Source organism: Streptomyces sp. NPDC047022, assembly GCF_040644155.1.
GTDB lineage: Bacteria > Actinomycetota > Actinomycetes > Streptomycetales > Streptomycetaceae > Streptomyces.
Map to the genome: position 1 here is coordinate 42,082 of NZ_JBEYVV010000040.1, position 6,530 is coordinate 48,611.

A 6,530-nucleotide genomic window follows, 5' to 3' on the forward strand; every position below is an offset into this window, starting at 1 on the left:
TTCGCGGCGTCGCCCCCCCAGGGACGCAGGTCCCCTTCGACCAAGGAATCAGGAACATGAGCAAGCTGCGCGTGGCGGTCCTCGGTGCCAAGGGCCGGATCGGTGCGGAGGCGGTACGGGCCGTCGAGGCCGCCGAGGACATGGAACTGGTCGCCGCTCTCGGCAGGGGCGACAAGCTGGAGACCCTCGTGGACGCCGGAGCCGAGGCGGTGGTCGAGCTGACCACCCCGGCGTCGGTGATGGGCAACCTCGACTTCTGCGTACGGCACGGCATCCACGCGGTGGTCGGCACGACGGGCTGGACCGAGGAGCGCCTGGCGCAGCTGAAGGGCTGGCTGGACCAGTCCCCGCAGACGGGTGTCCTCATCGCCCCGAACTTCTCCATCGGCGCCGTGCTGACCATGAAGTTCGCCGAGGTGGCAGCGCCGTACTTCGAGTCCGTCGAGGTCATCGAGCTCCACCACCCGAACAAGGCGGATGCCCCCAGCGGCACCGCCACGCGTACCGCCCAGCTCATCGCTGCGGCGCGCGGCGAGGCGGGCAGCGCCCCGCAGCCCGACGCCACGGTGACCGCCCTGGACGGCGCCCGCGGGGCGGACGTCGACGGCATCCCGGTGCACTCGGTCCGTCTGCGCGGTCTGCTCGCCCACCAGGAGGTACTGCTCGGCGGTGAGGGCGAGACCCTCACCATCCGGCATGACTCGCTGCACCACAGCAGCTTCATGCCGGGCATCCTGCTCGGCGTCCGCCGAGTCGTGACCACTCCGGGCCTGACCTTCGGCCTTGAGCACTTCCTCGACCTGAAGTAGCGAAGCGGCCCTCCATGCGCGCCAAGATCACCTACATCGTCACGGCCGCCGTCCTGGTCTTCTACTTCGTCCTGGTCGGCAGCCGCGGTGTGCTCCTCATCCAGAACGGCACCCCCGTCACCGTCACCTTCGGTGTCGCGGTGCTGATCCTGCCGGTCATCGGCGTGTGGTTCCTGTGGAAGAACACGCAGTTCGTCCGCAAGGCCAATCGGCTCGCCGCCGAGCTGGACGCCGAGGGCGGACTGCCCGTCGACGAGCTGAGGCGTACCCCGGAAGGCCGGATCGACCGCGACTCGGCCGACGAGGTCTTCGCCCGGCGCAAGGCGGAGACGGAGGACGCCCCGGAGGACTGGCGCAGCTGGTTCCGGCTCGCCGTCGCCTATCACGACGCCCGTGACACCCCGCGTGCCCGCAAGGCGATGCAGCGGGCGATCGCGCTGCGCGAGGGCAGGACGACGGAGGCCTGACCCCTGCCCGGGGTTCGATTCCCCGGGACGTTCTCGTGCACGTTCCACGTCTACGAGGAGGGGGCCGGCCCGCATCGCGCGGGCCGGCCCCCTCCTCGCAGACGGTCGTCTCAGCGCCGGCGGTACTCCGCCGCCCATGCCTCGACCATGTCCGCCGCCCGGTCGAAGGCCTCCGGACGGGCCAGGAAGTCGGCGCCGTGCGTGGTCAGCAGCGGCTGCATGTCCTCGGGTCCACGGCCCGCCTCCACGAGCACCAGCGCCTGCCCCTGCACCGTCCTCGGCAGCCCGAGCCAGCGCACAGGCTGCTGCACCGTCCGCACCGAGACGATTCGCTTCCAGGGAGACGTGCTCGTGTAGAAGAAGCCCACGCGGCGCAGTCCCCGCGCGCTCACCCAGACGCCCATCCGCAGCAGCCGCAGGGCTCCGGCGATGACGATCAGGGCGAAACCGATGACGGTGCCCGCGCCCGAAGGCGTGCCGGTCAGCGCGATGGCGACGGAGGCGAGGAGCACGAACGCGGCGAGCAGCAGCAGGAGCGCCGCCGAGCCCACCCGCCAGGGGCCGGGACGGTAGGGGCGGCGCCAGAGATCGCGATCGTCGTACGGCAGTGGGGAGTGGTCCACCGCTGGGTCGGAAACACGGTCGGCCGTCAGAAAGGACAGGGGCACGACGGATCCTCATTCGTTGCATGGGCTGTGCCCGGTGAGGCTATCGAGCCGTGCCCCCGCTCACCACCCCTGGGGGGCCGGGCGGGTGCGCCGCCGCGCCCATGGGGCGAGCGGCGGCGCAGGCGCCGTCAGCGCCCGTTGGACGCTTCGGAGTGCTGTGTCGCGGCGGGCGACTGGTGCTCCATGGACGGCGTCCCTATCACCAGGGCGCCCACGAGCCCGGCGACGATGGTCAGTCCCATCAGCCAGCGCCCGGCCATCTGGCCGGTGGAGGCCCGCTGCCGGGGCGGGGGAGTGACATTGCTGCGGAAGGAGTCGGCTTCGGCGAGGAAGGCGAACGGTACGGGCTCGCGCCGACGGAACATGGGGCTCTTTCTCCTCTTGGGGATCGTTTCTTGGGCTCGTGCGCCCCGGAGGACCGGGACTCGATGACGTCCGGGTGTCCCGAACGCATCGTCGTCACCAACACAGACGCACGAGAGGCACGAATGGTGCCCTCTTTCACCGATTTCGCTGAAGTTCGCCGAAGAATGTCGCGACCCGGTACCGAACGCCCCGTTGACAGTGCCGGGCCGTAGAGTGGGCGCCGCTCAAAGCCTGTGATGGGAAGGATCTTCCGCACCGTGACCGACACCCCCGCCGACGACCTCAAGCCCAGCTTCCGCAGCGACGTCAGCGTCGAGCTGGTCAAGCACAGCGCGGCCGACTCGGACGTGCTGTGGGCCGCCCGCGTCTCGACCGCCGGCGAGCAGTCCCTCGACGAGCTGAAGAAGGACCCGGAGCGTTCCACGGGCCTGATCAACTACCTGATGCGGGACCGGCACGGCAGCCCCTTCGAGCACAACTCGATGACCTTCTTCATCAGCGCCCCGATCTTCGTCTTCCGCGAGTTCATGCGGCACCGGGTGGGCTGGTCCTACAACGAGGAGAGCGGGCGCTACCGCGAGCTCGAGCCGGTCTTCTACGTCCCCGACGAGTCCCGCAAGCTCGTCCAGGAGGGGCGCCCCGGCAAGTACCAGTTCGTCGAGGGCACCCGGATGCAGCAGGAGCTCGTCGGCCGTGTCATGGAGGACTCGTACGTACACGCGTACGAGGCGTACCAGGAGATGCTCGCCGCCGGAGTCGCCCGCGAGGTCGCCCGCTCGGTCCTGCCGGTCGGACTTTTCTCCTCGATGTACGCGACCTGCAACGCCCGCTCCCTGATGCACTTCCTCGGCCTGCGCACCCAGCACGAGCTGGCCAAGGTGCCTTCCTTCCCGCAGCGGGAGATCGAGATGGTCGGCGAGAGGATGGAGGCGGAGTGGGCCCGGCTGATGCCGCTCACGCACGCCGCCTTCAATGCCAACGGGCGCGTGGCCCCGTAATACGCGCCAGGTTACGGCTCGAGTACAGATGTACGGGTCAGCCGAGCGAAGTGTCCGTATTGCGGCATTTCGAGAAGTTCATCTAGCCTGATCAAACGGACCCGGCACTGCTTGAACCCCCGAGCAGGCAGTGCCGGGTTCCACTCATGTCAGGACTTTCCCGGCCCCCCAAGGGCAGACCGCCCTTGGAGCAGCGAGTAGCGTGTAACCCATGGCTCCGACCTCCACTCCGCAGATCCCCTTCGGGCGGATCCTCACCGCCATGGTCACGCCGTTCACGGCGGACGGCGCACTCGACCTCGACGGCGCTCAGCGGCTCGCCACCCACCTGGTGGACGCAGGCAACGACGGCCTGATCATCAACGGCACCACCGGCGAGTCGCCCACCACCAGCGATGCGGAGAAATCGGATCTCGTGCGAGCCGTCGTGGAGGCGGTCGGCGATCGCGCCCACGTCGTCGCCGGAGTGGGCACGAACGACACCCACCACAGCATCGAACTGGCGCGCGCGGCGCACGGCGTCGGCGCACACGGTCTCCTGACCGTCACCCCGTACTACAACAAGCCCCCGCAAGAGGGCCTGTACCGGCACTTCAAGGCCATCGCCGACGCCACCGACCTGCCGGTGATGCTGTACGACATTCCGGGCCGCAGTGGAGTGCCGATCAACACGGAGACCATCGTCCGGCTGGCCGAGCATCCGAGGATCGTCGCCAACAAGGACGCCAAGGGCGACCTCGGCCGCGCCAGCTGGGCCATCGCCCGGTCCGGCCTCGCCTGGTACTCCGGTGACGACATGCTCAACCTGCCGCTGCTCTCCGTGGGCGCGGTCGGCTTCGTGTCCGTCGTCGGCCATGTCGTCACGCCCGAGCTGCGCGCCATGGCCGAGGCATACACCGGCGGAGACATCCACAAGGCGCTGGAGATCCACCAGAAGCTGCTTCCGGTCTTCACCGGCATGTTCCGCACTCAGGGCGTCATGACCACCAAGGCCGCGCTCGCGCTCCAGGGCCTGCCCGCCGGACCGCTGCGCCCGCCCATGGTCGAACTGTCACCCGAAGAAACCGCTCAGCTCAAGATCGATCTTGCTGCCGGCGGGGTACAGCTCTGACAAAGACTTCATAACTGAATAGGCAGGACCCAGGTGCCTGCACCACACATCGACAACTGCATTTGCACGAACGTCATGCGCGCCACGTGCCCCAGGTACGTGGCGCGCATGGTCAGGAGAGTCTTTTGAGTCATCCTCATCCCGAACTCGGCTCGCCCCCGCCGCTCCAAGAAGGCGGTCTGCGGGTCACCCCGCTCGGTGGCCTCGGCGAGATCGGCCGCAATATGACGGTCTTCGAATACGGCGGCCGTCTGCTGATCGTCGACTGCGGAGTGCTCTTCCCCGAGGAGGAGCAGCCCGGAATCGACCTGATCCTGCCGGACTTCTCATCGATCCGGGACCGCCTCGACGATGTCGTCGGGATCGTGCTCACGCACGGCCATGAGGACCACATCGGGGGCGTTCCCTTCCTGCTGAGGGAGAAGCCCGACATCCCGCTGATCGGCTCCAAGCTGACCCTCGCCCTGATCGAGGCGAAGCTCCAGGAGCACCGCATCCGCCCGTACACGCTCGAGGTGGCCGAAGGCCAGCGGGAGCGTGTCGGCCCCTTCGACTGCGAGTTCGTCGCCGTCAACCACTCGATCCCGGACGCTCTCGCGGTCGCCATCCGTACCCCCGCCGGCATGGTGGTCCACACGGGCGACTTCAAGATGGACCAGCTGCCGCTGGACAACCGGCTGACCGACCTCCATGCGTTCGCACGGTTGAGTGAGGAAGGCATCGACCTACTCCTCAGCGACTCCACGAACGCCGAGGTCCCCGGGTTCACCCCGCACGAGCGCGACATCTCCAATGTCCTGCGCCAGGTCTTCGCGAGCGCCCGCAAGCGGATCATCGTGGCGAGCTTCGCCAGCCACGTCCACCGGATCCAGCAGATCCTGGACGCGGCGTACGAGTACGGGCGGCGCGTCGCCTTCGTGGGCCGTTCCATGGTCCGCAACATGGGCATCGCCAGGGACCTCGGCTACCTGAAGGTCCCCCCGGGCCTCGTGGTGGACGTCAAGACGCTGGACGACCTGCCCGACGACGAGGTCGTGCTGGTGTGCACGGGCTCGCAGGGCGAGCCCATGGCGGCCCTGTCGCGCATGGCCAACCGGGACCACCAGATCCGCATCGTGGACGGTGACACGGTGATCCTCGCGTCGTCACTGATCCCCGGCAACGAGAACGCCGTGTACCGCGTCATCAACGGCCTGACCCGCTGGGGCGCGAACGTCGTCCACAAGGGCAACGCCAAGGTTCACGTCTCGGGCCACGCGTCGGCCGGCGAGCTGCTGTACTTCTACAACATCTGCCGTCCGAAGAACCTGATGCCGGTCCACGGCGAATGGCGCCACCTCCGGGCCAACGCCGAACTGGGAGCGCTCACCGGAGTCCCGCACGACCGCATCGTCATCGCCGAGGACGGCGTGGTCGTGGACCTCGTCGGGGGCAAGGCGAGGATCTCCGGCAAGGTCCAGGCCGGCTATGTGTACGTCGACGGCCTCTCGGTCGGCGATGTCGGCGAGCCGGCGCTGAAGGACCGCAAGATCCTCGGTGACGAGGGCATCATCTCGATCTTCGTGGTGGTGGACTCCTCCACCGGCAAGATCACGGGTGGACCTCATATCCAGGCCAGGGGTTCGGGCATCGAGGACGCGGCCTTCGACGAGGTGATCCCGAAGATCACCGAGGTGCTGGAGCGTTCGGCCCAGGACGGAATCGCGGAGCCCCACCAGCTGCAACAGCTGATGCGGCGGACCCTCGGCAAGTGGGTTTCGGACTCCTACCGGCGCAGGCCGATGATCCTGCCTGTGGTGGTCGAGGTCTGACGTCTCGTCAGACTCCCGGCGGAGTGAACCGGGAGCGAGGCGCCTCGATTTGCGTCGAGGCGCCTCGCTCCAGTACGTTTACGGCTCCGCCAGCGGGGGAACCCGGTGCCACCGAGCGCCAGGTAGCAACCCCAGCGGGGTGGAAATTCCGACTCAGATTCTCTGATAAAGTCGGAACCGCCGGAAAGGAAAGGCGCGGAAGCGTTGACCTGGAAAGCGCCGAGGAAATCGGATCGGAAAGATCTGATAGAGTCGGAAACACCGAAGGGAAGCGCCCGGAGGAAAGCCTGAGAGAGTCTC

The 6,530-nt window shown here is 68.1% G+C and carries 7 protein-coding genes; 5 read left to right on the top strand and 2 right to left on the bottom strand.

Annotation, left to right across the window (positions count from 1 at the left end; genetic code table 11):
* The first annotated feature begins 56 nt into the window (after nt 1-56).
* Together dapB and ABZ845_RS28480 are read left to right on the top strand one after the other, a co-directional pair.
* Nucleotides 57-809, top strand: coding sequence for a 4-hydroxy-tetrahydrodipicolinate reductase (gene dapB / locus ABZ845_RS28475; RefSeq protein WP_360985100.1), 753 nt, complete (start codon nt 57-59; stop codon nt 807-809).
* A 14-nt stretch (nt 810-823) separates the two neighbouring features.
* The gene (locus tag ABZ845_RS28480) at nt 824-1,276 is read left to right on the top strand and encodes a hypothetical protein (RefSeq protein WP_360985103.1); all 453 of its coding nucleotides are present in this window, start codon (nt 824-826) and stop codon (nt 1,274-1,276) included.
* A gap of 110 nt (nt 1,277-1,386) precedes the next feature.
* Here ABZ845_RS28480 and ABZ845_RS28485 read toward each other — a convergent pair whose 3' ends face one another.
* Both ABZ845_RS28485 and ABZ845_RS28490 read right to left on the bottom strand, forming a co-directional pair.
* On the bottom strand, nt 1,387-1,944 hold the full coding sequence (locus ABZ845_RS28485; RefSeq protein ID WP_360985106.1) for a hypothetical protein: 558 nt from the start codon (nt 1,942-1,944) through the stop codon (nt 1,387-1,389).
* A 128-nt stretch (nt 1,945-2,072) separates the two neighbouring features.
* On the bottom strand, nt 2,073-2,309 hold the full coding sequence (locus tag ABZ845_RS28490) for a hypothetical protein (protein WP_360985109.1): 237 nt from the start codon (nt 2,307-2,309) through the stop codon (nt 2,073-2,075).
* 258 nt (nt 2,310-2,567) lie between these two features.
* Here ABZ845_RS28490 and thyX point away from each other — a divergent pair, with 258 nt between their 5' ends.
* The 3 genes from thyX (at nt 2,568) to ABZ845_RS28505 (ending at nt 6,230) form a co-directional block, all read left to right on the top strand.
* Entirely contained in the window at nt 2,568-3,308 is a 741-nt protein-coding gene (gene thyX, locus ABZ845_RS28495) for an FAD-dependent thymidylate synthase (protein ID WP_360985112.1), read from the top strand.
* 211 nt (nt 3,309-3,519) lie between these two features.
* A complete protein-coding gene (gene dapA / locus ABZ845_RS28500) occupies nt 3,520-4,419 on the top strand; it encodes a 4-hydroxy-tetrahydrodipicolinate synthase (protein WP_360985115.1) in 900 nt (299 codons plus the stop codon).
* A gap of 125 nt (nt 4,420-4,544) precedes the next feature.
* A complete protein-coding gene (locus ABZ845_RS28505; RefSeq protein ID WP_360985118.1) occupies nt 4,545-6,230 on the top strand; it encodes a ribonuclease J in 1,686 nt (561 codons plus the stop codon).
* Nucleotides 6,231-6,530 lie beyond the last annotated feature (300 nt).

What these genes read in the sequence shown, in the direction of transcription:
- ABZ845_RS28480 (WP_360985103.1), top strand. Translation starts at nt 824, where the DNA reads ATGCGCGCCAAGATCACCTACATCGTCACGGCCGCCGTCCTGGTCTTC.
- ABZ845_RS28490 (WP_360985109.1), bottom strand. Translation starts at nt 2,309, where the DNA reads ATGTTCCGTCGGCGCGAGCCCGTACCGTTCGCCTTCCTCGCCGAAGCC.
- dapB (WP_360985100.1), top strand. Translation starts at nt 57, where the DNA reads ATGAGCAAGCTGCGCGTGGCGGTCCTCGGTGCCAAGGGCCGGATCGGT.
- dapA (WP_360985115.1), top strand. Translation starts at nt 3,520, where the DNA reads ATGGCTCCGACCTCCACTCCGCAGATCCCCTTCGGGCGGATCCTCACC.